17 protein-coding genes and 1 pseudogene are annotated in these 25,802 nt (G+C 44.2%); 5 read left to right on the forward strand and 13 right to left on the reverse strand.

What is annotated here, in order from left to right; genetic code table 11:
- The first annotated feature begins 269 nt into the window (after positions 1-269).
- Both A3GI_RS10410 and A3GI_RS11830 read left to right on the forward strand, forming a co-directional pair.
- The gene (locus A3GI_RS10410) at positions 270-920 is read left to right on the forward strand and encodes a master DNA invertase Mpi family serine-type recombinase (protein ID WP_018360094.1); all 651 of its coding nucleotides are present in this window, start codon (positions 270-272) and stop codon (positions 918-920) included.
- 145 nt (positions 921-1,065) lie between these two features.
- Positions 1,066-1,356, forward strand: a complete 291-nt coding sequence (locus A3GI_RS11830; RefSeq protein ID WP_081779631.1) for a hypothetical protein — start codon at positions 1,066-1,068, stop codon at positions 1,354-1,356.
- A gap of 110 nt (positions 1,357-1,466) precedes the next feature.
- Here A3GI_RS11830 and A3GI_RS10415 read toward each other — a convergent pair whose 3' ends face one another.
- The 3 genes from A3GI_RS10415 to A3GI_RS0103540 all read right to left on the reverse strand — a co-directional run bounded on the left by A3GI_RS10415 (position 1,467) and on the right by A3GI_RS0103540 (position 9,577).
- Positions 1,467-5,036 (reverse strand): Eco57I restriction-modification methylase domain-containing protein, encoded by a 3,570-nt coding sequence (locus A3GI_RS10415; protein ID WP_018360096.1) that lies wholly within the window; start codon positions 5,034-5,036, stop codon positions 1,467-1,469.
- A 91-nt stretch (positions 5,037-5,127) separates the two neighbouring features.
- Positions 5,128-8,445 carry a helicase-related protein gene (locus tag A3GI_RS0103535; protein ID WP_025079602.1) on the reverse strand — a complete coding sequence of 1,106 codons (3,318 nt, stop codon included), beginning with the start codon at positions 8,443-8,445 and terminating at the stop codon, positions 5,128-5,130.
- Positions 8,446-8,941: 496 nt separating this feature from the next.
- On the reverse strand, positions 8,942-9,577 hold the full coding sequence (locus tag A3GI_RS0103540; protein WP_018360098.1) for an OmpH family outer membrane protein: 636 nt from the start codon (positions 9,575-9,577) through the stop codon (positions 8,942-8,944).
- A gap of 333 nt (positions 9,578-9,910) precedes the next feature.
- Between A3GI_RS0103540 and A3GI_RS0103550 the strand changes: the two genes are divergently transcribed.
- The 3 genes from A3GI_RS0103550 to A3GI_RS0103565 all read left to right on the forward strand — a co-directional run bounded on the left by A3GI_RS0103550 (position 9,911) and on the right by A3GI_RS0103565 (position 13,155).
- The gene (locus A3GI_RS0103550) at positions 9,911-11,368 is read left to right on the forward strand and encodes an aminoacyl-histidine dipeptidase (protein ID WP_018360100.1); all 1,458 of its coding nucleotides are present in this window, start codon (positions 9,911-9,913) and stop codon (positions 11,366-11,368) included.
- Between the two features lie 560 nt (positions 11,369-11,928).
- Positions 11,929-12,279 carry a DUF3795 domain-containing protein gene (locus tag A3GI_RS11970; protein ID WP_081612794.1) on the forward strand — a complete coding sequence of 117 codons (351 nt, stop codon included), beginning with the start codon at positions 11,929-11,931 and terminating at the stop codon, positions 12,277-12,279.
- A 297-nt stretch (positions 12,280-12,576) separates the two neighbouring features.
- A complete protein-coding gene (locus A3GI_RS0103565; protein ID WP_018360103.1) occupies positions 12,577-13,155 on the forward strand; it encodes a hypothetical protein in 579 nt (192 codons plus the stop codon).
- A 111-nt stretch (positions 13,156-13,266) separates the two neighbouring features.
- Here A3GI_RS0103565 and ric read toward each other — a convergent pair whose 3' ends face one another.
- The 10 genes and pseudogenes from ric to mraY all read right to left on the reverse strand — a co-directional run bounded on the left by ric (position 13,267) and on the right by mraY (position 25,777).
- Entirely contained in the window at positions 13,267-14,001 is a 735-nt protein-coding gene (gene ric / locus A3GI_RS0103570) for an iron-sulfur cluster repair di-iron protein (protein WP_018360104.1), read from the reverse strand.
- Between the two features lie 333 nt (positions 14,002-14,334).
- A pseudogene (locus A3GI_RS10430) lies at positions 14,335-15,627 on the reverse strand (M64 family metallopeptidase).
- A gap of 2 nt (positions 15,628-15,629) precedes the next feature.
- Entirely contained in the window at positions 15,630-17,021 is a 1,392-nt protein-coding gene (gene hemG / locus A3GI_RS0103580) for a protoporphyrinogen oxidase (RefSeq protein WP_018360107.1), read from the reverse strand.
- A gap of 3 nt (positions 17,022-17,024) precedes the next feature.
- The gene (locus A3GI_RS0103585) at positions 17,025-19,292 is read right to left on the reverse strand and encodes a GH92 family glycosyl hydrolase (protein ID WP_018360108.1); all 2,268 of its coding nucleotides are present in this window, start codon (positions 19,290-19,292) and stop codon (positions 17,025-17,027) included.
- A gap of 69 nt (positions 19,293-19,361) precedes the next feature.
- Entirely contained in the window at positions 19,362-19,787 is a 426-nt protein-coding gene (locus A3GI_RS0103590; protein WP_018360109.1) for a SufE family protein, read from the reverse strand.
- 14 nt (positions 19,788-19,801) lie between these two features.
- Positions 19,802-20,806, reverse strand: a complete 1,005-nt coding sequence (locus A3GI_RS0103595; RefSeq protein WP_018360110.1) for a M28 family peptidase — start codon at positions 20,804-20,806, stop codon at positions 19,802-19,804.
- A 2-nt stretch (positions 20,807-20,808) separates the two neighbouring features.
- Complete coding sequence (murG, locus tag A3GI_RS0103600) at positions 20,809-21,921, reverse strand: undecaprenyldiphospho-muramoylpentapeptide beta-N-acetylglucosaminyltransferase (protein ID WP_018360111.1); 1,113 nt, start codon at positions 21,919-21,921, stop codon at positions 20,809-20,811.
- Complete coding sequence (locus A3GI_RS10435) at positions 21,899-23,158, reverse strand: FtsW/RodA/SpoVE family cell cycle protein (protein WP_018360112.1); 1,260 nt, start codon at positions 23,156-23,158, stop codon at positions 21,899-21,901. The genes murG and A3GI_RS10435 overlap by 23 nt, the downstream gene beginning before the upstream one ends.
- Positions 23,148-24,515, reverse strand: a complete 1,368-nt coding sequence (gene murD / locus A3GI_RS0103610; protein ID WP_018360113.1) for a UDP-N-acetylmuramoyl-L-alanine--D-glutamate ligase — start codon at positions 24,513-24,515, stop codon at positions 23,148-23,150. The genes A3GI_RS10435 and murD overlap by 11 nt, the downstream gene beginning before the upstream one ends.
- A gap of 2 nt (positions 24,516-24,517) precedes the next feature.
- Positions 24,518-25,777 (reverse strand): phospho-N-acetylmuramoyl-pentapeptide-transferase, encoded by a 1,260-nt coding sequence (mraY, locus tag A3GI_RS0103615; RefSeq protein ID WP_018360114.1) that lies wholly within the window; start codon positions 25,775-25,777, stop codon positions 24,518-24,520.
- Positions 25,778-25,802: the final 25 nt, after the last annotated feature.

Raw genomic sequence — 25,802 nt, forward strand, 5'->3', positions numbered from 1 at the left:
TTAAGTTATTATTTGAACTTTTCGGAAACGACTTTTTAGTTAGACTGTTGTGCAATTTACGGACAATAAATATATCTCTTTACACTGCTAATCAATCAATATACAAAGATATAATTTCTCTTTTTTAGATGTAAAAAACATTGTGCACGTTGCACTTGATACCACAATTTTCAAAACCCGAAAATCAAGCAGCCTTAAATCTTTCTATTGAGTGATTGGATATCGGTTCATATTTTTATCAAGTCAAACCTGTTACAGATACAACTATTATGATATACGGATATATTAGAGTAAGTAGCGATAAACAGACAGTAGAGAATCAACGCTTTGAGATTACTAACTTCTGCGAAAGACAAAAGCTCGTGATTGACGATTGGATAGAGGAAACCATCAGTGGCACCAAGAATTATAACAAAAGACAGCTTGGTCGCCTCTTAAAGAAGATTGGCAAAGGTGATATTATCATCTGTAGCGAACTCTCCCGGCTCGGTCGCAACCTCTTTATGATTATGGAAATCCTCAACATTTGTATGACGAAGGAGTGTCGTGTGTGGACAATCAAAGACAACTATCGTCTTGGTGATGATATCCAGAGCAAAGTTCTCGCCTTTGCCTTCGGTCTCTCAGCTGAGATTGAGCGCAATCTCATCAGTCAACGGACAAGGGAGGCCTTGGCACGTTTGAAATCTGAAGGGAAACCCATTGGACGTGGTGCAGGAAAGCGTAATAATAACCTTAATGCGACTTGTGTTGCTAGACATCAATACATATTGAAACAACTAAAATTAGGCATAAGCATACCAATAATCGCAAAAAGAATAAAGGTAGCAAGGGGTACTTTGTACCGTTATCTTGCTTATACAGGCATACGGCAACCAACAAAATCATACAATGGCAGGTGGACACGAGGAATCTATTAGTAGGGTCCACTTTTTGAAGACTGACCCAAAAGCTCGTTACCAAGGATACACGTTCTATTTTAGAGAGGGATTGTGTTGGAGTGACATAAATACTACTTTTTTGAAGTGTAGGAAAAAACAGAAAAGTATCCATGACGTGAAGAGTATGAGTATATTTTGCATTACTACATTTGTGCCAGAGGAATATATCCTTGCTCTCATAAATTCTACATTTATTAGTCACTATGTGGATAATTTTGTAAACAACACCCAAACATTTCAAATCAATGATGCTCGTCAATTACCCATTATTGTGCCAACTGATGTAGAAGTAAATTCTGCCTTGACTTTTGTTTCCGATGCTATATCCATTAAAAAGAACAAAGAAAATGAAGCAAGGCTACAAACTATACAAAAGATGGTTGATAAATTTGTTGAGAGGTTATATCATCTATGAGGATGGGGCTATAGCTATAAAAGGTTTACTTCTTCAGATAAAAAACAGACTTATCCAATAGTGATAATTTAAACAATATCGGGATGGAGATTGACAAGATTATTGAACAATTATATCTTGTATAAATTGAGAACCATGCTGTCAAGTTCCCTCTGAAGATAAGATAACTTTTCTTCTGCTTGGTTACTATCCATAGCACAAGAAAATAGTGCCTTCTTTACTAACACAGACTCACTTGCAATTTTCTTTATCACGTCAAAAAAATAGCTATCAGGAATTATTATTGGAAGCTGTCTTGCGTCATTAATCTGGAAATGGGAAGTATTATTGATAAAGTTATCAACGTATAAGCTAATAAACTCTGTATTTATCAAACTAACAAAATACCAATCAGGAATTTTTGTCATTGTAAAGAGGCTCATACTCAAAACATCGAACACACCATTTGACTTGATACGAGCTTTTAAATATGTAGAGTTTACATCTATCCAACAAAATCCCTCTCTAAAATAGAATTGTGGGTTTCTTACAACAGGCATACCCTCACCTTTTTTTCCTGAGTTTGTCTTCAAAAAGTGGACGTTCTCTTTAGACCAGGCTATGGCAAACGGAGTTTCAAGATACCATCTATTACCATCTTTATCTCCCTTATCGTAAGGAACATAGAATTTTTTAGAAGTATCTATACCATTTTCTTTCTCATCATCAGTTAGTTCTTCGACATTAGCAAGCTCATCATCTTCGATAATTTTATAGATATAACCTTGTCCAAAGATATCACGACCATATTGCTCTTTTATAGAATCAAACAAATCGGCAATTTCATGTTCTGAAAGAGTATTTAGAAAGTCTTTCTCACTTTCAAAACCTTCTATTTGTGGCACTTTCACTTTCTTTTTCTTGATAGCTTCCGCTAACTTTTTCGGCCTCGACTCTATAATATTTTTTGCCCACTTTGTAGACCGACGCACAGCAACATATTTACCATTGTTTGCAGTAGCAAGTCCTTGACCACCTTCCGTTAGACAGCCTAATAATGCTATGTCACCTGGTTTTAAGTTTGCCCTATACGTTTCAAGTTCAGCTTTGTTCTGAGATATTTTTTTTGAGGTTTCTATCTTACTCCACCATTTATTATATAGTTCTTTGACCTTTTCGCCATAAAGTTCATAGATCCTGAGGTTTAGACTTGTAGGCTTAAAGATGATAGAGTTTTGAGTGTTTGTGTATACATTTTGTTCTATTGGGTCAAAAGAAATCGGGTTTAAGAGATCTTTTGTTCCATCTAAAAACTTTATTTTGTGCTCCTTGGATATAGGATGTTTTATAACTTGAATAATACAAGTGTCAACCATTACGGCCTCAAAAGGATTGGCTGTATCAAATATGTAGTTGATTTGATTTCCTAAAATCAAATCACGCATATTTTTTTTAGTCTGTGTGGTCCAAAACGTTTTGGGAATTATATATGAAAGAGAACCTCTATTCTTTAATAATGACATACCCTTGAATGTAAACAAATTGTAGGTATCATCGGAGAACCCGAATTCTGCTTCATATTTCTTTTTGTCTTCCACCGTTACACCCTTAGTAGAAATATATGGCGGATTACCAATTACGATGTCGAAGCCATCAGTAACACCGAACATCCATTCCGGGTCGAAAAATGGGCTTACGCTATTTTGATCATAGGGGTTCCATGCCACTAACTGTTTTGCATCTTCTGGTGCAAAGTTGTCGTCATCCGAAAGCAGTTTAGCCAGCTTCTCACGCAACGCCTGATCTTTTTCTCTCAAACGGTGCTTGGCTGAAGCAGACTTTGCAGAAAAGTGTTTATGGCGTATCTCTGCCAATTCATTTTTTGTTGGCTCAATCTCTGGATTCTCAAACAAATCTTTCTGAGAAGGGTTCTTTTTCTTTGCTATCAGAGAATTGGCTGAAACGAACTTAGTTTCAAGATTAGGCAACGTTGGGATACCGAAGTTTGGTTTCGATGCGTCCTTCTCGCAATCACATATCAATGAGATAAAGAAACGCAACTTTGTGATCTGTGCTGCAATACTCTGTATGTCGCTTCCGTAAAGACAATTCTCTATAACCGAAAGTTTTAAATCATAAATGTGTTCATTTGGCGATATACGTTCAAGGATGTCGATCATTCTGTTCAACAATCCCATAGGGAATGCGCCAGATCCGCAAGCTGGATCAAGTATTTTTACAGCTTTCAATTTGTCTGCTATCTTTTGATACTCATCCTTTTTTGTCTTGTCAAAAGAGAAGTCTTTGCTGAACAGCGATCGGACGAATGCGTCATCGCCCAGATAGGCAATAAGGCTTTCGTCAACCATATAGTTGACTATCTCACGTGGCGTATAGAATGAGCCGCTTTGATTACGTGCCGTTTCTTTGGTTTCCGGGTTGTAAGCACCCAGCAGATTCTCGAACACCTTACCCAGCAGTTCGGGGTCGAGAGCCACCTGCTGTTCCTCCGGTGAATTTTCTTCAATGGTAAAGTTGTAGCGGCTCAGAATCGAAATCAACCCCTTCTCCGGTTCAAAGAAGAGATTGTTTGGAACAATAGCACGGTGTTTGAATGTTCCATCCGAGAAGCGACCGTCATTGCGGCTGAAGCCATCGAAATTGTAGCATTGTTCTACTCCGTCAATATATCGTGTCTTATCCAAACACTCAAACAAGCCGCCATTCAAGAATGGGATTTCGCCAAACAGCCGGATAACCTCTTGTTCGCTGATTGAGAATAATTCAGCATAGCGATACAACGTTTTTACATCCCGTTTACTTGAAGTGGCAAACTTACGGGTATTACCATCCTCATCTTCGATGGCACGATTAAGTGTGCCAAAGAATAGGTTTTGCAGGATGGCATTATAGTAATTGCCCTCGGTCGTACTATATGGGTCGAAGTTTTTTAGAATCTTTGTCAGGTACTCAACCTCAAAGATGGTGTCCGGTACCAGATTCTTTTGTTTGATAAACCACACGAACATGATACGGGTAATCATGCGGATGACTTTTGTTTCGATGTCATCGCGATCATCATCCCTTGTCGTTGTATTATTGGGGAAGGTAATATTTGACGAAGGCTCAATAGCCCATTGATACCACCCGAACAAATCTTTGTAGAATTGTTTGGTAAGAGCTTCCACAGAAAACGCGGCAGTAATGTCGCTTAACGTCTGTTTACTGTCGCGTAAAATCTTAAACTGCTCGATGGCGGTGCGACATCCACGTCCTTCACCAAGAAGATAGGTGTAGCGCTTTGTGTCTGTTGAAGTTTTTTCGTATTCACCTTGTTTGTTGAAACCCCAAGTCTCGCTGACGTATGAGAATCGAAGCACGCTTTCTTTCTTACGGTAACAGAACATAAATGCCCCGGCATGCCCCATGTTGCGCCAGTCGGTGGTGAGCATGTCGCGTATACCGCGGCGATTACGCTCTATATCCACATTCTCTGTTAATTCTACTTCATATACAGCGATAGACTCTCCATCGGTGAGTGAAATCTTTCCGAGGTAAAAAGCCTGCTTTGCCAATCGACTACTGACGCGGACATCTGATGGTTGATTCCAGAAGTTAACCTTGTTGAGGAAAATATCGTGAATAAGTTGCTGCCACGCTTCACGATTATATCTTGATTCTATGACTTCTTTGTAATTCATAATGCGTTATCTTGCTTATTCAAAACTTTAATTTTATCCGACTTTTCTCACCTTGTCAAAGTTCAAACAAGTTTGACTATGGTCATTTAGTTCAACGAAAACTTTCGGAAAGAATTATCTCAGCATCGGTTTCTTTCTCGTTGAGCAAAGCTTCCTCTGCCATATAATAAGGGGCATATTTCTTTGCTATTTCAATAATCTCATGGAGAGCTTCATCATGAGTCATACGGGATTTTCCTCCGATACGGCGCAGGTCTTTTTGAATGCGTTGCAGACGTTTTGCAATATACGTGATGACACCTCGCTCCGCTAAAGACTTTAGCTGGGCTACTTTTAGATACAAGTCGCTGTCATCAATCTCTCGCATAAAACTGGTAAGCAAGTTAATAGCCGTACTTACCTGTGCGCCCATGTTGCTTTGCTCCTCTTTGGATGTCTCCTGTGACAGTATTTCTGTTTCACGAATGGTATGGAACTTCATCAAAGCCTTTTCTACATGTTGATGGTGCTGTGTTATGCGTTCCACAGGTTTCTCATCCGGGCTTGCTTTGAAATATTTAAGTGCTTCAATTACTGATATTTCCTCTGCATTTTCAGAAATAAGGAAAAACACTTTCCGGAAATTAGTTTTGAGGAAGACCAACGTGTCGTCAGAGAGAGTTACACCATCGACTACTCGTGGCTCACGACCTGTACGACTACGCAGTGATAACTTCGCTATGCGGTTGTACTCTCGACGGTTCGTTTGATAAAAAGAGCGAAGTTCCTCATAGTACGGTATCTCTTGATTGACGTCTTCCTTCTGCTCTTTCAATGCTTCATCGAAGAGCTTGCTCAGATTGCGGTCAAGAATCTCATGTTGTGAATATATCTGATTGTCTTCGCCAAATGTGGAGTGGAATGTCTGTATCTTACTTATGGCAATTTGGTTGAGATTGATTTCCCGGTTTCCCTCACGTGAAGGGTAGAACACATAGTTGTATATGTGCTTTGATACAGAGCCGATGCGATTCACACGTCCGATTCGCTGCATTAGGCGAGTCGAGTTCCATGGAGTATCATAGTTGACAATTACGTTGGAACGGTGTAGGTTGACCCCTTCTGCCAGCACGTCCGTTGTCAAAATGATATTGTAGTTGTTGAGCTTCGTCTTATAATTAGCATCGAAATTCTCGCGGATAATCTTGAACTGCTGACTACGATTGCCTGATGAGATTACCAAAACATCCGGGCGGTTGATTCTGCGCTGTAAATAGTTTACGGTATCGACCGATTCGGAGAATACAACAAGCTTCTGCTCAGGATTCCGGTCGACCTTGAACAGTTCGTGCTTTAGGAGTTCCTTAAACTTGGCAAACTTTGAATCGTCATCATCCGAAATACCCTGCCAATCACTACACATCTTTTCAAGAATAGCTTGGTCGACTTCCAGCATCTCAATGAACTCAGGCTGGAAATCATCTGCTTTGAACACTGCATTCTTGGGATTGTCCTTTGCTTTTTGATTCAAACGTTCTTCAATTTCTTCCTCGGTCATCGTCGCCATCATCGTATTGACATCAAGGTCGGGGGCAATGAATATCTTATTGTTGGTGAACATGTCAAGCATATTCTGGTTGGCTTGACGGAAATTATTGATAGAGACCTGAAACGCAAAGAAACTGCTCTCCAAGCGTTTCACCAGTCCATTCTTGCGTATTCCTGCCAAATTGCGGCTTATGAGTTCCGCATTATCATACAAACCGTTGGAAACTTCTGGTTTCAGGTAAGCAATGGCTTGGTAGCGTGCATAGGTCAAATCCTTGTCGAGAGTATGCATAGCCTGCTCAAAGAGGTTCGCTAAATGTTCATTGAGTTCATACCTGCTTTCTACGGGACGTTCGACTTTCGGAAATCCGTTTACATCCTTATTGTAGCGTGAAACGCTTTCTATGTCGGTTCGAGTACGACGGACCGTTAGAGGCTTGATTACACGATCACGTACTTTTTCTGCCAGTCGTTTGAAATCGCTCATGTCTGACTCGGGATTGTTACGCAACTTCTTAAACTCTACAATCAAAGGAGAAAAGAATGCGGTTAAGTTGCTTACCCCATCGATGGTACAGTGACGTGCGTCTTGGAACAGCAGTATTTGATTATAAAGGTCTGCCGGTGTGTTGTTCATTGGCGTTGCCGAGATGAGCATTACTTTTTTCTTGTAGCCGGGAATGTTGCCTGTTTCGATACGAGGCATCTTGCAAATTTCTTGCAGATACTCGAAGGCCGATGTAGTATGGCTGCGGAACTTATGAGCTTCGTCCACCAATATGAGGTCGTATTCATCGGCATTCCAGTAGTTGTAGTTGTCCTCGTCCAACACCTTTGACAAGCTTCCATTACTGATGAAGTTGGCATATTTATCAATGCCGAAATCTTTGAAAGTGGTTTTCCAGTTCTGTTCAACAGCCGGTGGATATACCACAAGTATTTTAGTATTGTCACGGCCATTCTCTATCAAGAATTTCTTAGCAATCATGGTGGCAATAACCGTTTTCCCGAGACCGACCACATCTGCAAGGAAGAAACCATCATAGCGGATAAGCTTTTGATAACCTTCAATGACCGCATCCATCTGATAGTCGTATTTGGTGTACCCCTCTGGCATATCGAATGGGGCTTCATTCTCCGTTTCCAATATGCGGTCAGAAAAATACTCCATAAGCATCTTAATATAAAGATCGTATGGAGAAACATCACCTTTCAAATATGTGCGGTCGATAGACATCTTTATATCATCGGCTGCAATCTCACAATTCTTAGCTTCTTCCCATAGGCTTTCAAACTCGTCTTTAGCGAATTGTACGTCTTCATGTTGAGTCATTTTCACATTAAACTCATATTGACGTTCTTCGGTAATACCAAGACCATTGCCGGAAAGATTGCTTGAACCAGTGATGGCCATGCCCTGAGTGTATTGGTTAAAATCATCGGGGTATAGCACATATATTTTGGCATGTATTTTCTTTGATGGATGAGCACGCAGCTCTAATTTACCATCGAGAAGGTCTTGAACCATCTGAAACATACCATCCTCGATTTCCTTCCTGTAACTGGAACTTTCAATATCCTTGCGTGTCAGATGCAGGCACTCCTGCTTAACATTGTCTTCTGCACCGAGGAACAATTTCCCTTGACGTGCAGCTTCTGCAATATACTTATCTACATCGATGCCTATAAGCACTCTGACCTTGTTGAGACTGTCAAGAAACGGACGAAGCGAAAAATATCCGGATGCCCTTAGAAAACCAACAACCGCATCAAGATTTTGGATTTGCGGATTATGCTGTAGCACACCCTCAAATTCTTTCATCAACGTGTTCCCGTTTCTATTTGTGAAGATGTGGGAATTAGTCTGTTGAACAGTGCTCATAAACTTTGTTTGTTGTTTTTATTTTGTCTACAAAGGTATGAACTTATATTGAGAGGAACGAAGCAATATCCCGCTTTAACACAGAGAACTTTTCCTCTGCTTATTAAGAGTCGTAATGTTCGGTCAGTAGTGAGACGAGGCTCTTTCGTTTATGATCGATTGAGTATGTTCTTTTGCTTGGAAGCAACTGTTTTTTCAATGGTGTTTTATTGCTACTGATGGTTTGTGATTTCAAATTTGGAATCGACTCCCTCTAAAGAACAAAAACGCTGTGCAAAAGTCGCCAAAAGCAGCAAAAACGGACTCAATAACTTTGTTTCGATTTTACATTTTTTCTTAATGCTGTTCAAGAATCTCTAAAATCGAAAAATCAAACATAATAACCACAAAGCAAGAGTTTGACAAACTTCAAATACACCTATCCTCAAAAAAGAAAGAGGCTGTGCCAAAAATGAATTTTGACACAGCCCCGAGAGAACAATTGGGAGGAAGAGGCTTATTTGCCTGCTTTTTCCTGAGGAGATACAGCTGCAGTGTTTTCCGCTTTGTAACGCTCGTTGAGATATTTAATCAGTTCGTCCGTTATATCCATGGCTTCCTGACCATAAAGGATATTTTCCAGACCGATATTGCTTAATATCAGGGCGTAGTTGTGATTCTTGTTGAAGTCTGCTACTTGCTCGCGGATGGTTTTTTGTACATCTTCGAGCATGAGCTGTTGTTGCGTAGCGAATTTTTGAGACAGTTCTATCTCCATTTGCTGTCCCGACTGCTGCATTTGCAGTAAGCGGTTTTGTTCTTTTTGCTGTGCTTCGGCACTGATAAAGGCATTTGTACGCATCCGGCGCTCAAAATCCTGTGCCGCTTTTTGCAGAGCAGTTGCTTTGGAGCTTAATTGAATACGGTGCTCTTCGGCCTGTTTTTGCAGCTTTTCCGTAACGGCTTGATAATATTCATACTGAGCCGTCAGCGAATCCATACGAACGTAAGCGACGGGTAGCGTGCCGCTCTTTTCCGTTCCCTGCATTACCGGAGCTTTCGTATTGCAACTCTTTCCACTGAAAAAGATAATGAAAAGCACAATGACGGCTATCGCCAAAACAGCTTCGATGATGGTGTGAATTTTGTTCATCTGACAATCAATTATTTTAGTTTATTTAATATTCTCAACTTCTTTTGCCCGTTCAAACAAATTTTTGTGCCTGTCCTGTTCTCTCTGCTGTGTATTTTGGCAGAAGATTCCACGGTTTTGCAAGTGTTTATTGCCGCCTATGTGGGTGTTGGGAAAATACCCGTTCCGTCTGAAAATAATTTTTACAGACAAAAGAAATATACTTGTTCCGATGATTATTAGCGATAATATTAGCAGCTTTAACATTGTATTTCTTATATTTGCTTACATGCAATAGACAAAGTTAAAATATTTCGGTCTATAATAAACACAATAATAAATCTAAACAGCGAAATGAAAATTACTGATCTAAAACCGACTATCGTGTGGGATTACTTCCACCAGATTACACAAATTCCCCGTCCATCCAAGAAAGAAGGCAAAATATTGGCTTACCTCATCGACTTCGCTAAAGAGCACAAGCTCGAATACAAACAGGATAAAGTGGGCAACCTCCTGATCAAGAAACCGGCCACACCGGGATATGAGAAACTCCGGTCCGTGGTGTTGCAGAGCCATGTGGATATGGTATGCGAAAAGAATAGCGATGTGAATATCAATTTTGAAACCGACCCCATTAAAACGGTTGTCGATGGAGATTGGGTGCGTGCCGAGGGCACTACGCTGGGGGCGGACAACGGTATCGGCGTTGCTGCGGAGTTGGCCATTTTGGCGTCGAACGATATTGAACACGGTCCCATCGAATGTCTCTTTACCGTAGATGAAGAAACCGGTATGACCGGTGCTTTCGGTTTGAAAGCCGGCTTCTTCGATTCCAAGATTCTTCTTAACCTCGACAGCGAGGATGAGGGTGAAATGTTTATCGGCTGTGCCGGAGGGATGGGTACAATGGCCAAGTTTACCTACAAAACACAGGATGCACCCAAAGACTACCAATACTTCAAAGTACAGGTGGATGGCCTTAAGGGCGGTCACTCAGGTGGCGATATTCATATCGGTTTGGGCAATGCCAATAAAATTCTGGCACGTTTTCTGTATGAAATCGAGGTGCAGTTAGAGTGGGTTTTGGCTGAAATAAAAGGCGGGAACCTGCACAATGCCATTCCGCGTGAGGCACTTGCCGTTTTCGGAGTACCCGCAAAAGATAAGGAAACTGTACGCGTGATGCTCAACGAGATGAATGCCGCCGTACAGGAAGAACTGGCCAAGGTCGATCCGAAAGTGAAGTTTACCCTGGAAAGTACGGATGCTCCAGCCCGTTGCATCGACTGCGATACGAAGAAAAATCTGGTGCGTGCCCTGATGGCTTGTCATCATGGTGTTATCGGCATGAGCCACGACATCGAAGGCCTTGTAGAAACGAGTACCAACCTTGCCTCTGTTAAGATGAAAGAAGACAACGTTATTCTCGTGGAGACCAGCCAGCGCAGTTCGGTAAACTCTCTGGTGAGGGAAATCAGCAAGGAAGTAGCAGCTCTGTTCACTCTGGCAGGTGCAGAAACCAGTTTCCGCGATCCTTACCCCGGCTGGAAACCCAACCCCGATTCGGCTATTTTGAAAGCAGCTGTCGATTCATACCGTGAGCTGTTCGGCCGTGAAGCTGCCGTTAAAGCCATTCACGCCGGTTTGGAGTGCGGTCTCATTCTGGAGCAGTATCCCGATTTGGATATGGTGAGCTTCGGTCCTACACTGCGTGACGTGCACTCTCCGGTGGAGAAAATCGAAATCAAAACCGTACAAATGTGGTGGGATCACTTGTTGCTGATGCTCAAGAAGATACCTACCGTATAATTTTCTTTGTGAATCGTTTGTAAAAAACGGTAAATGAACAGTAAGGGGCTGTGTCAAGATTCATTTTTGGCACAGCCCCTTTCAGGTGCGTCAGTGTGTGACGTGTACTGAAAAATTCTCTGCCTGATGGTTGAAAATTCTTTGCCTGACGGATTTTTATCCAAGTTAACTTGGATTTTTCTTCTTTGCCTGAAGAATTTTCAACCATCAGGCAGAGAAATTCAGAGAAATGAGATAATCCTTTTTCGTAGCAAGGGGTAAAAAGACAAATCGCGGTGAACTGCTTCTTAATGCAATTTTTTGTACCGACCCAAAAGCGAGAAAGCATTTCCTTTTCTCGTTTGATTATGTATTTTTATATCTCATGATAATTCACAGGACAAGAAAGAACTAAAAAGAGCAATCGTTAAAAAGAGAAGTTCACGGTCTAAATTATCGGGATGATTGCAAAAGGTAAAATATGAGGTTGAACTCAATAGAGATCGACTTTGACATGGTGGGAAAGAGTGATTTGGATCATGTCATTTTTGCTGAGATTATAAATTAGTTTGATTTCGGATATGAAACATTATTATGGGAGAGTGCCTGCGTGTGGCGTTTTTTGTGGAGGATGCCCAACATTCCTGCGCGAAAAGAAACCTTGCCCCGGAGCCGAAAGAAATAAGCCAAGATGCGAGCGTTGTAAAACTTTTCATTTATGTTGTCAGGAAAAAGGAATCACTCATTGTTTCGAATGTGTAATTTTTCCATGTAAGAAATTCAAAACATTCACTAAACGTTGGGAAAAATACGGGCAAAATTTTATAGAGAACCAAAACCTGCTGAAGAAGTTGGGAGAGCATGCGTTTTTAGCATATTTTAACTTGAAACAGTCTGGTAACAATAAGGAAATTACCCAAAAAGACAGATAATAGTGTCATTGCTATTCAGGAGAGATGGCAGAAAGTATCGTTTAATACATGGATAGGTTGCTAAAGTAGGGAAGCAGGTAAGACTCAAATAAATGTGATGCGAATCGTTTACGGCATTGTGTCTGGATTGGATTCTTTCCGGCTATGTTATAGATTTATCGGATTTGTCATAGATTGCAAGCTAATTTATTTATCACGTACCGAGTGAGTGTAAAATACGTATTCATTTGAGGATATTGAGTAAATTGGGCGGTGTGAAACAATGGAATAAATACCGTAACAAAAAGATGAACGAAAATGAACAGACTCTCTTTTTATATTTTTTCCGTGGTGTTGATTGTTTTTGGACATTTTGATATTGCGGAAGGGCAGAGCTACAGCAATAACTCGAAAGAAGACAATCGTGAGCAAATGAAAACTCAATTCGAGCAATTCCGTCAAACAGCCCGCACAGATCCTAAAAAAGCTCTTTCGGCTTGTATCGACAGTTCTTTTTCAGGGCCGGATTTATGGTATATGGTTTTACCCGATAATATGGATGTTCCTGAGAAGCCGTTTACCCACGTCGAAGCGGTGAAATATGCCGATAAAATCCTGGAACCTGATTTTATAAAGGCTCTGATGGATATAGACACCCATATTCTTTTTACTGCAGGTAACTATGAAACCAAACCCCGGCTCATCGAAATCGACGGGGAAAAAAGCACACAGAATATAAGTGCTGAATATAAAAATCGGGAATTGATTCTGGCGTATCAAGTGAATGTGTTTTTAGACACAGAGGACGAATCGGAAGTAGATGAAAGCCAAAGTGTTTACACCTTTGTATTCAAGGGAAACCGTCTTATACTTGCAAGTATCGTTTTGGCCGATTGACAATTCATTCGAGGGCTTTACCTGTATAGATTGATAAAATATAGCAAAAAGTCCGGCGGAAAACAGTACTCTGCCGGGCTTTTCTTTTATTTCAAGTTTTCGTTTTTACCGTTAGCTTGCCATATGCGAGTTTTGCAGCTCTATGGCTTGCGGGAATATCAGATTGTTTTCCAAATGAATATGCCTGTGCAAATGCTGCTCAAAACGATCCAACTCCTCCATCAGTAACCTGTAGCTGGCGCAACCGTCCTGAGGGGCTGTAAATCCGTTCGTAATTTTACGCATATATTTGAAACGTTCGCCCTCTGCCTCATGATCGTCTTCCATTACGGCTATCGGGAAGCTGATACTGCCGCAGTGGAACTCCGGTACGGGTGTTTTGTTCTCCACGGCCTGCACCAGTTCATAGATATAGGGGAAAAGTATCTGTTCTTCTTTATCAAAATGTTCTTCGAGTGCCGTTAGGGCGGCATCGAATAAATCGCGAACTTCAAGCAATTCCGGGTGGGTCTCACCATGTACTTCCGCCACTTTATGAGCTAAGTCTTTAATTTTCAGCGCTCCTGCTTTCCAGTTTCGGTGATAGATCTTTAGCACATAGTCCACCAATAAATCCAACGGCCATCTGTAGAAAGCAAGATGATCCGCCGGCATTTCCCGCTTCGGAGCGGATAGACAGGCAACCACATCTTCCAAACGGATGCCACCCTTTTCACATATCTCCGAGAGCAATCGATTACCTCCGCAACAAAAATCTATTCCAAACCGGTCGAATACATAAGCTGCTGCGCTGTCATGCGATACGATATCGCCGACTGTCATTTGTGCAAAGTCGTTCATTTTCATAATCTTATTTTTTTATTTTTATAAAAATCTCTTTTGTTTCATTTCTATGATGAGACAAAGAAAACGACTAAGCCACAGAAAAACCGTCGCAAATGCGACAATCAAAATAAAGGAATACTTTTCTTCAAAGAAAAAATTGAATTATTCGATACCTTTACAGAGCCATATAGACCGATTATGCAGTTTCATTTATGACGGATGGTATTCCTTTTATTTGGCATATAATAAAAACATATCCGGAAACGGATAACTTTTGAAATAGAGAAGCAGCCTGCTCGAATATCTTACAGCGATTTCGGGAAGGCTGCTTTTTGAGGAAATTCCGTTGTCCGATTAACGGGTATAGAATTCGATTAGCCGTTTCAATGCCAGTTGACAGGCAGGACAGAAGGCCGGAGCTTCGTTGGTGCGCATACGGCAGTCGTAACTGCAGCGATAGAACCCTTTGCTGCTGTATGCTGCTCCTTCATATAAACCGGTTTCGTACTTGGCTGAATCTTTGACCGGAGTGGGGCGAGGAGTGTCTTTTTTGATAAGTTCGCTCCATTTCTTACCGTCAAAATCGATCAGGGTGGTCACATTCTGTTCCCAAGGCTCCTTATTCCGCATATAAACATCGGTCATTACATCGTTATCGTAGAAGTATTCGTCCGCCAATCCGCCGAAGCTATGGCCGAATTCATGAACCACTACAGGGCGAAAACCTGCGTGATGAGCCGTGGTCAGGGTAAAACTGTTGAAGATGCCGCCACCGCCATAGACATCGGTGTTTGCCAGCATAATGATATGTTCGTATGCCACTCCCGTAAGAGCATCATGGATTGCTTTCAGCCTTCGGCTGGTGAGATAACGGTCACTGTAAAAAGTGTCGAAATGCGAACCGAAAGCCGTCTCTTTCCAATTCTTCATGCGCGGTACGCTGACTCCCGATTGCACAGAAGGAGTGAAAACGGCGATAATATTGAACCGGTCTGCCATGGAAGCAAAAGGTTCGTGCGAAAGCAAAGCTTCCTTCGTAATGCGGGCGTCGGTCAGAAATGTTTCCTTTTCAGCTGCCGTATAGCCTTCTGACATGACGACAACGTCGATCTTTTCCTTTGGACTGCCGGAATAAAGCAGTTGTTCGACCTGCGGTGCACGGGTTGCTTTTTTATGATGGATAAGAATATCGGCAGGGTCGACACGATGTTTGTAAACGGCAATGTCGGCCATGGTCATATCTCGAAGACTGACGGTTATGATAACGGATTTTTTGGGATAAGGCAATAAAAAGACGTTTTCAAAACTTTTGGCAGTTTTTGTTGCTTCATCCGTACTGAGCTATTCTTGAAAGAGAGAACTGAACGATGTTTTGTAGATAATCCGGCCGGTGGTTTCATCCTGCATCACGATAGAGCCCATACCGGCCAAAGCCAAAGAATCCAGATGGTGGCGACGTCCGTACCAGCCTTCGGTGCGGTTCAACTCGTCCAGGTATACCGACACCTGTTTACTGTTGCCTCCGGCAAAGATATAATCTACACGGAGCGTGCTGTCTGCAAAGAATGCGTTAAAATCGATCTCTTTCTGCTGAGCCCATGAAAGCAGGGGAAAGAGCGAGACGATCAGGAATAAAATACGTTTCAGTTTCATTTTTGTATGATTTGGTTAGCGATATTCATTGCCTGGGTAATGCGATGTGCCATGCCGATGCCATCGGAAACAGACCCGCCGATATACAGGCCGGGGAAAGCGGATTGTATACGTTTTACCGCTTCCAGACGCTCTCCGCTGTCGGCATAATATTGGGCGATGGCATGGGTGTAGCGGGCAATATGGAATAAATCGGGCTCTATGGAACCGTCCAGCCCCAGCATTGCTCTTAATTCCGATAAAGCGATATCACGTATCTCCTCATCGGTTTTATCCAGCATTTCGGGACGTCTGATACCTCCCATGAAAACCGTATAGAGCGCACCGCCTTCGGGGGCACGACCGGCAAAACAGTCCGACGGGAATAAAATACCCAAAATCCGGCGTCGCTCACACGACGGCACCAAACCGCCAAAAGCCCGGTAGCGATACGGCGGAATTTTCTTGAAACCGATAGCTACTTCTATGATAGGGGCATAGACGAGATTTTCAAAAGGCCTTAGATCTGCCGGTCGTGCTTTCGGCAGCATGCCGGGCAAACGGTAAGCCGGAACGGATGAGATAACGTTTGTAGCAATAATCTGATAAGGATGACCGGCGGAATCGAGAAAAGAAACAAGCAGACCTCCTCCTTTTCCGGAATAAGACTCTATACAGGTAACCGTCATCGAAGTGCGGATATTCTCTTCGCCCACATATTGTACCATACGGTTAATCAACTCCATGAATCCTCCTGGCACGGAAAATACTTTCTTAGTGGCTTTCTTGTCGCGATCGGATTTCGGTTGTCCGGCTTTGGCTACGGCTCCGCGAATAAAGCTGCCGTAGGTTTGCTCCAAATGATACAGTTTAGGCAAGGCATAACGAGTGACCAACCGGTTCGGATTGCCGGCGTAAATACCGCCGATGAAAGGATCTACCGCATAGTCCAGAAAACTTTTTCCTAAACGTCTTTTGACCAGATCCGCCACACTTTCGTCAGGATTCGTTCCTCTGCGGCGAAAAGGTTCGCTCAGGATGCGAAGTTTATCCCTGAAGCGGAACAAAGGTGTGCCGATAGCCGAAAAAAGAGAAGAGGGCAGCGGATTAAAACGTTCGCCTTTCCAGATCAAACGTACTCCCGCATCGGCCGATGCCGTTTCGGGCATAAATCCGTTTCCGAGCAATTCGAACAACTCCATGACCTCGGGTGTAGACAGCGTACCGGTGTTGGGCCCCGTTTCAAAAACAAATCCGTCCTGCTTTACGGTGTCTATTTGTCCGCCTGTCCTGTTTTCAGCTTCCAGAACCAGTAAATCGACTCCGTTATGTTTCAGTACGGATGCCGCCGAAAGCCCTGTAAGCCCGGCACCGATGATCAGCGTATTTACCTTTGACGGACTGTGCATGGCTTATGATTTTGGGGTTTTACCCATAAAAAATTCCAGTCTGCTGCCGGGCTTTATGGCGGTGTGAGGCAGATACGGTTCTTTCAGCGTCCGGCCGTTCAGAAGAACCTTTTGCACATATTTATCGGCACGACTGTTGCCATGCACCTTTATCATAAAATCGCCTCCCGGTATCTTGATGACAGCTTCATCCACGATCGGCCGCCCGAGGTAATACACCGGTTTGCCGGGACAAACCTGATAAAAACCCATAGCACTCATAACATACCAGGCCGACATCTGCCCGCAGTCTTCGTTGCCGATTATCCCATCCGGAGCCGGCCGATAGAAGTGATACATGATGCTGTCCAGCATCAACTGTGCTTTGTGGGCCTGTCCGGTGTGATTGTACAGGTAGGCGATATGGTGGCTCGGCTCGTTGCCATGCACATACTGTCCGATAAGGCCTGTAATATCGCCTGCGGGCTGTCCCTCAAGACGGGAAGACGTGTAAAAAAGGGTATCGAGGTTTGCTTCCAGTACATCTGCGCCACCCATTAGTGCGATGAAGCCTTCCATATCGTGAGGGGCATAAAAACTCCATTGGTAAGCATTGCCTTCTGTGTAATCGTTACCCGTATGATTGGAGAAGCGAGGGTAGAACGGTGTCTTAAACGTACCGTCTGCCATAACGGGACGCATAAGATTGGTTTCCTTGTCCCAATATCTGCGATAATACAGTCCTCGGCGATCGTAAGCCTCTTTTACCGAGTCCGAACCGGCTGCTTCAGCAATACGGGCGATACACCAGTCGTCGTATGCCATTTCCACACCCCAGGAAACCGATTGTTCTAGACTGTCGCAAGGCACGAAGCCTGATGTTTCCTTGAAATAAGGATGGCGGGTAATCAGATCATGTTCGCGTGTGCCTCTGAACTTGACATCCAAGTCGGCTCGGAAAATGGAAGAGCGTACGGCGGCTTCCGTCCAGTGCTTCAGATCATCTTCTGCTGTGGTAATGCCTTTGGTAACCAGATCCGCCATAATGCTAACGGCATGATAACCCGGCATACAGCCCGTATAGTTGGAGGCTAAAGGCCAGCGGGGCAGTATCGAACCGTTGTCATAGTCGGCAACGAGACTGCGTCCGTATCGCAAAGCGCGCTGCGGATCGGTTATCGTCAGCATGGGATGCAGGGCACGGTAAGTATCCCAGATGGAAAATACCGTGTAATACCCATCCGCAGGGTTACCCTTATGGATCTGTTTATCGATACCTCGATATTCTCCGTTGATATCCTGATAATTGTATGGAGCGATATTCATGTGATACAAAGCCGTATAAAAATTTTTCAGTACGGTAGTATCGGCCGTGCGTATACGGATATTGGAGAGCGCGTTGCGCCAGATTTCTCGACTCTCGGCAACAACTTTATCGAAATCCCAGTGAGGCAACTCGGCATACATATTCTCCCGGGCATTTTCGGGGTTTACCGGTGAAAGACCGACTTTAACCAGCAGAGATTTTTCCGATGCGGGAAAATAGAGATAAACTTTTATATCGGATGAATCGGTTATGTTCACCGGCAGACTTTCGACGGAGCGCCGGTGTCCGTTGATCCAGAGAGCGATGCTGTCGGCCGGCAGGCTTGTTTCCATGTGATAACTCATCCGGTGGTTTTCAGCCCAACCTTTTGTATAGTATGTTCCGCTGAGAGAGCCGTTTGTGAGAATGTTCAGATCGTTTTTTACCACGCTGTGTCCCCAGTTGGGCTGGAGTATATGTGCCAAATCCAGCATGAGGCGAAGCGGTCGATTCTTCTCTGCCGTATAACGGTGCATACCTACACGCTCCGTCGTTGTCAATTCGGCTTTTATGCCGAAGTTTTTAAGTTGTACGGCATAGTAGCCGGGCCGGGCTTTTTCGGTGGATTTATCCATCAGCGCTACCGGTTTTAGTGAATCGACTCCGGTAAACGGCAGTATGGCCACATCGCCCAAATCTCCGATGCCCGTGCCGCTTAAGTGCGTATGTGAAAAGGCATACAAAAGCGTATCGGGATAGTGGTAACCGCTGCTGGCTTCCCAACCCAGCAAATGGGTGTCGGGGCTTAGCTGCACCATGCCGTTGGGAAGTGTGGGGCCGGGAAAAGTATGACCGTGGGCTCCCGTTCCTACCATGGGATCGACGAAAATCAAAGGATCGAAAGACTCTTTTTCAGCTTTGTTGCATCCCCAAAATAGAAGGATTGCAAAGGCCAGAACAGGGAGAACTGTTTTATTCGGTTTCATTGATAAGAAATAATGAGATACAAAAGGTGAAGAGCATTCCACCGGTAGTAAGAATGCCGGTAAGAAGAGTTATGCCGACATGCCGGCGGCAAAAGCCACGGCATACAGTTTCATCTGTTTGATCATCGCTACCAAGCCGTTGGAACGGGTTGGAGACAAGTGCTCCTGAAGACCTATGCGGGAAATGAAATAAAGATCGGCATCGACTATCTCCTGAGGTTTGCGATCGTTAAACACACGCAGCAGCAGACTTACGATACCTTTGACAATGAGGGCGTCGCTCTCGGCTACGTAGTGCACGTGTCCGTCCCTCATTTCAGCGTGTATCCATACCCGACTCTGGCATCCTTCGATGAGTGTCCGGGGTGTTTTATATTCTTCCGCTATCGGCTCTAATCCTTCGCCTAATTCGATGAGCAGGGCGTAGCGGTCCATCCAATCGTCCAAAGCGGAAAACTCTTCGATTATTTCGTCTTGAATTTCGTTAATAGTCATCGGTTAAATCTGATTTATTGAGGTTGATATTCATAGAGAACTGTCATTACCGTATTGCCTACGGCCTTGAGCGTAGAGCGGTCGATGACATTCAAATTGTCTTCGTGCGTGTGCCAGTAGTGCCCGAAACCTTTTGGATTTTTGGGGTTGTAGTTGACGATATTGACAACGGGGATACGTAAGTTTTCGATAACCGGCACATGGTCGTCCGTGATCCCTCCGCCATCCGCCTGCTTGAAGTAGCGGCCATAACCCAGAACGGATGCCGTTTGCCAGATTTTCATCAGCAATTGCGAAGCATAGGTTTTCGAATAAGCCTCCCAATAGAAAGTGGCATTGCGGCTTCCTACCATATCCAACAGAATACCGAAGTCGGCCTTATAGTTCGGAATGTGCGGTTTTTTAGACCAGTATTGAGACCCCAAGCACCAGGAATCTTCTTTTTCGGTAACGCCGTAATCTTCCAGATCGAAGAAAATAATATCCACTCCGTAGTTTACGGGTTGAGTGGATAGTTTGCGGGCGATCTCCATCAGTACACCCACTCCGCTTGCTCCATCGTCGGCACCGAGAATAGGCGTGTTGCGCTTTTCGGGGTTGGGGTCATGGTCGGCAACGGGACGGCTGTCCCAGTGAGCTAACAGCAATACACGGTTTTTAGCCTCGGGGTTTATGGTTGTGATGATATTTTTGGCCTCGAACTTTTTACCGTTATAGGTGGTCAGCATTGCTTTCTGTACGATTACATCGTGGCCGAAAGAGCGCATTGTTTTTTCAAGCCATCCGGCACAAGCCGTATGAGCTTCCGTTCCCGGAACACGGGGACCGAATGCCACTTGATCGGCGATATAGGCAAAAGCGCTGTCGGCACTGAATATCGAGGTGTTTACAGGCTGTATTTCAGAGGTATCGCCTTCTTCTGTTTTAGCCGTATTGTTTTTCTTCTGTGTTCGTCCGCAAGCTGTTATCAACAAAAAAAATACAGCTAAAGCAGCAAACAACCAATTATAAGTTTTCATTTTTATTTTGTTTTTGCACCGACGAGTTTCTCCGCTTCATCCACGATTTTTTCTGCAGCCTGCGGATAAGCCAAAAGAAGAACCTCACGGCGTAGGGTTTCTAAACGGTTGTCGTCCCGGATTAAGGCAATGGCTTGTGCGGTCAAATCCCTGCGAGCTTCTGCATCCAGAACTAAAACGGCAGCATTGCGCGAAGACAGGGCTTTTGCATTCTTCGTCTGATGATCTTCCGCTACGTTGGGAGAGGGTACGAGAATGGAGGGTTTTCCCAATAAACACAACTCGGAAATAGTGCAGGCGCCGGCACGGGATATCACCAAATCGGCCAGCGTGTAGGCATAATCCATTCGGTCTACGAAAGCATTCAGCGAACAGTCCAAATCGGGATATTGCGCCAAGAGTGTTTTTGCCCGCTCATAAAAAGCCTTGCCGGTCTGCCATATCATGGAGACGCCCGAACGCTCCCATTCTTCGAGATGAGAACCGATACTTTCATTGATGGTTAAGGCACCCAAGCTTCCGCCTACGATTAAGACAACCTTTTTCGTATTGGGTTTGAAACCGAAATACTCCAGTGCGGCAGCTCTGTCCGGTTGCAGAAATTCGATGGCAGGGCGTATGGGATTTCCGGCCAGAACAATCCGGTCTTTAGGGAAGAAACGTTCCATTTCAGGATAAGAAACGCAGATTGTGTTGGCACGTTTTGCAAGCATTTTATTTGTCACCCCGGCATAGCTGTTCTGCTCCTGTATCAGTGTGGGAACATGGAGGCTTTGGGCTGCTTTCAATGTGGGAGCGCTGGCGTATCCTCCGACACCGATCACAACTTCGGGCTTGAACTCACGAATAATATCCCGGGCTTCGACCAAAGCAGCAAGATATTTACGAATGACCGTGATGTTTTTGAAAATATTTTTCCGGTTCAACCCCATAATCTCAAGTCCCTTGATCGGATAACCGGCATTGGGCACACGCTCCATTTCCATACGCCCTTTGGCTCCGACAAATAAAATCTGCGCTTCGGGATTGCGACGCTTGATGGCATCGGCAATGGATATGGCGGGAAATATATGTCCGCCTGTGCCTCCACCGCTAATGATTACTCTCTTGATCATAATCTTTTTCTTCTTTTACTTCCGGCGTTCCGGTTTCATCGGCATGGGTAAGTTTGGCTTCCCGTTCTTTCTCGATGATATTCGAAACCCCGATCATCACACCGAAGGCCAGGCTGGTCATCAGGAAAGAGGTGCCGCCCCGGCTGATCAACGGCAAAGTTTGTCCGGTAACCAAAAAATCGGCTACCACGGTAAAATTGATCATTGCCTGAAGGGGATAAATCAAACCGAACCCCCATAACAGGTATTTATAGTATTTATTATCTGTCCGAGTCGACAACTGGGCAATCCGGAAAAGCAGCCAGAAGTATAGCAGCGGTACGACGATCATGCCTGTTACGCCCAACTCCTCTATGATAATGGCATAGATATAATCCGAGTAGGCCTGAGGCAGAATATCCCGCTCCAGACTGTTACCCGGCAGTACTCCCCAAAAGCGGCTGTTCGCTATGGCTATCTTGGCGTGCTGGGACTGAAAATTGTCATCATTGATCACATATTTCAGCGAGTCGATTTGAGCAGCTGTCAGTTTGCTTTTATCCATATCGTCGATGCCGACAATAGATTCAACCCGGCTTTTCCATGTAGGTGCCCGGTGGTGCAACGCATCCAACTGATTATCCGATAGGACTAATAGGAGGGTCAGACCGAGTGCCCCTACTGTCAGAAATGCAAGCCAAAGCCTTGCATACGGCTTCTTCGGGGCGAGAGCTATCCATGAGAAGATCATGACAAAAAGACCTAAGAACAGTCCGGTAGATAAATTCTCCAAAGCAATCAATCCTATCGGAATAAAGGCGGCAATCCAGTATACGATAAAAACCCGCTGCTTGCTCATCCGTATCCGTCCGCTCAGGAGAGTGGCGCTCAAAATAACGAGGGCAAATTTGAACACTTCGCTCGGTTGTATGGTAAAACCGGCAATATGAATCCAGCGAGTCGCATTATTGACACTCGAACCGGTAGCCATAACGAAAAGCAGTAACCCGAAGGCAATGGGATAGCTCCACAGTAAAGCATTCCTGAAGAAACTTCTCTTTTGAACGGAAATAAGCCAGATAAAACAGAATGATAATCCGATGACGAAAAGATGCCCGATCATAGGACGCATAAAAGACTCTTTGGCACGATACGCCAATGTGCTGGTGGCACTGAAAACCTCTACTATGGAAATGATAGTCAGAAATCCATAGATGACCCACAGCGCCTTATCTCCTTTGAAAATACTACTTCTCATTTTTTGTTTTTAATTCTAATACCGCCGAGCGGAATTGATCGCCCCGGTCTTCATAGTTCTTGAAAAGATCGAAGCTGGCACAGGCAGGAGACAATAAAACCGTATCTCCCGTTTGCGCCATTCCACGAGCTTTCTCTATGGCTTCTTTCATCGACAAAGCGTCTGCCACCAGAGGCACTTTACCGTCAAAAGAACTGTGCAGTTTGGCGTTATCCACACCCAGAAATATCAATCCTCTGGCTTTGGGCAAAATCAAATTTTCAATATCGGCATAGTCGTTGCCTTTATCTGTTCCTCCCAAGATAAGCACAATGGGCGTATGCATACTTTGCAGAGCGTATTGCGTCGAATTGATATTCGTGGCTTTGGAGTCGTTGATATATTTTACTCCGTCCACCGTAGCGATATATTCCAAACGGTGGGGCACGTTGACAAAGTCTTTCAGAGCCTCTCTGAGTATCTCATCGGGAACATCCAAAGTGAGAGCTGCCAAAGCCGCTGCCATGGCATTTTGTTGATTGTGAGGCCCCGGCAAAGCCAATTCTGCTGCCGGGATGCTGAAAGTCCGTTCGCCGACATGGAAAACAATCTGCTCTCCTGCCTGTATGCAGGCCGAAGCATTTGCAACCGCAGTCAGATAAAAAGCCTCTTTTTTTGCCGCAGACGGATGTTCTTTTACATAAGATGAAATATAAGCATCCTCTCCCCAATAAATAAACGTATCCGATGCCGTTTGATTTTGCATGATACGCATTTTTGCCCGGGCATACAGATCGAAGTCGTGGTCATAGCGATCTAAATGGTCAGGCGTGATATTGAGCAGGACGGCCAGGTTGCAACGAAACCGGTACATGTTATCCAACTGGAAGCTGCTCAACTCTATCACGTAATAATCGTGAGGGTCTTTGGCTACCTGACGTGCCAGACTGAAGCCCACGTTACCGGTCAGACCTACATCCAAGCCGGCTTTTGTCAAGATATGATACAGCCACATCGTGGTCGTTGTCTTGCCATTGCTTCCGGTTATTCCTATCATATAGGCATCGGAATAGAAGCCGGCCAATTCGATTTCGGAAATAACGGAAATACCTTTTTCCTGTGCTTTGCGAATGATCGGAGCTGTCAGGGGTATTCCCGGGCTTTTGACAATCTGCCGTGCCGAGAGTATGATTTCTTCCGTATGTTTTCCCTGCTCATAAGGTATTCGGTTGGCTTCCAGTTCTTTTGCATACTTCGGGGCAATGGTTCCGTAATCGGAAACAAAAACACTCAAGTTCTTCGCATGGCACAAGATAGCCGCACCAACTCCGCTTTCGCCGGCTCCCAAAACAACGGTATCGTATATTTCCTGTTTCATTGCTAACGCATTTTTAGTGTGACCACGGTCAGTACCGCTAAAATAACTCCTACAAGCAGGAAGCGTGCTGTTATTTTATTTTCCTGAATAGGAGCCAAAGGTTTCTTGATGATACAGTCCAGATGACTGCCTCCCGGTTTCTGGAAATGATGATGCAATGGCGCCATCTTGAAGATGCGCCGGCCTTCGCCGTTTTTTTTCTTCGTGTATTTGAAATAGCCGACCTGCAATAAAACCGAAATTCCCTCTACGATAAATACGCCGCATAATATCGGTAACAGCAGTTCCTTACGGATAATTACAGCAAAAACACCGATGATGCCTCCGAGTGTCAAGCTGCCTGTATCTCCCATGAAAACCTGTGCCGGGAATCCGTTATACCATAAAAAGCCCATGGTAGCCCCCACAAAAGCAGCGGCAAATACGGTCAATTCTTCAGCTCCCGGAATAAACATGATATTCAGGTAAGAAGCCATCTCTATGTGCGAGGATACATAAGCGAAAATGCCCAGTACTACTCCGACGATGGCGGACGAGCCGCTGGCCAGGCCGTCGATACCGTCCGTGAGATTCACACAGTTAGAAAGCATGGTTACGATAAAGACGGTCATGGCTACAAAAACGGTCCAGCCGATCAAGGTGCCTGTCTTTCCGTCTACCGGTATTATTTTCTCGTAATCGAGATTGTTGTTCTTTACAAAAGGAATGGTTGTTTTGGTAGACTTTACTTCAACTTTCTCGAACCGGATTTCCCTTACATTGCCATCATTGATGATTTCGCTGTTTTCTTTGATTACTACCGCCGGACTCAGGAATAAGGTCAGCCCCACAACCAGACCCAAAAAGACTTGCCCCAGTATCTTATACTTGCCGGGAAGGCCTTCTTTCTTTTTCTTGAAAACTTTGATGTAATCGTCCAGAAAGCCCAGACAACCCATCAGTACAGTAGTCAGAATCATCAGCAAAACATATACGTTGTCCAAACGTGCAAACAGCAATGTCGGAATGAGAATGGCCATAATAATGATCAATCCGCCCATCGTGGGAGTTCCTTTCTTGGTCAATTGGCCTTCGAGTCCCAAATCACGTATCGTCTCCCCGATCTGGAGTCGCTGTAATTTCCGGATAATACGATTTCCGTATACGGTGGAAATCAATAATGAAAAGATCACGGCCATTGCCACACGAAAAGAAACATAGTGAAGCAGTCGTCCTCCGGGTACATCCCAGTCATTCAGTAAATCGGCAAGATAGTAAAGCATAGTTTAATTTTAGAAATCTCTTCTG

It is taken from the genome of Porphyromonas macacae DSM 20710 = JCM 13914, from assembly GCF_000379945.1.
GTDB classification, from domain to species: Bacteria; Bacteroidota; Bacteroidia; order Bacteroidales; family Porphyromonadaceae; genus Porphyromonas; species Porphyromonas macacae.